General features: G+C 52.6%; 1 pseudogene. It reads right to left on the reverse strand.

Annotation, left to right across the window (positions count from 1 at the left end):
- A pseudogene (gene purH / locus ACTHUM_RS19605) lies at positions 1 to 361 on the reverse strand (bifunctional phosphoribosylaminoimidazolecarboxamide formyltransferase/IMP cyclohydrolase); the annotation flags it as partial.
- Positions 362 to 458 lie beyond the last annotated feature (97 nt).

Consider the following 458-nt stretch of genomic DNA (forward strand, 5'->3'; position numbering starts at 1 on the left):
CGTCTGCCAGCGTGCAGTTTGGTTTGGCGATGGTGGCGGCGAAGGGGTAGAGGTTGACGCACACGAGGTCGATGTTGCCGATGCCGTGTTCTTCCATCTTGGCGACGTGTTCGTCCAAATCGCGACGGCCGAGGATACCGCCGTGGATTTTCGGATGCAGGGTTTTCACGCGGCCGTCGAGCATTTCGGGAAAGCCGGTATAGTCGGCAACTTCGATAACGGGAACGCCTGCATCAGCCAAGAGTTTTGCTGTACCGCCGGTAGAGAGAATTTCAACACCGAGCTTGGTCAGGGTTTGGGCAAATTCGACTGCGCCTGTCTTGTCGGATAGGCTGATCAGGGCGCGTTTGATGGAAGACATTTGGATTTCCTTTGTTGAAGGTTTAATCAGTATGGGATGAAATTTCAGGGCGGTATTATCCTCCAGTTTCGCATTTTTGGCAGTAGGTTTTTACAAA

The organism is Neisseria sp. P0021.S006, from assembly GCF_051956895.1.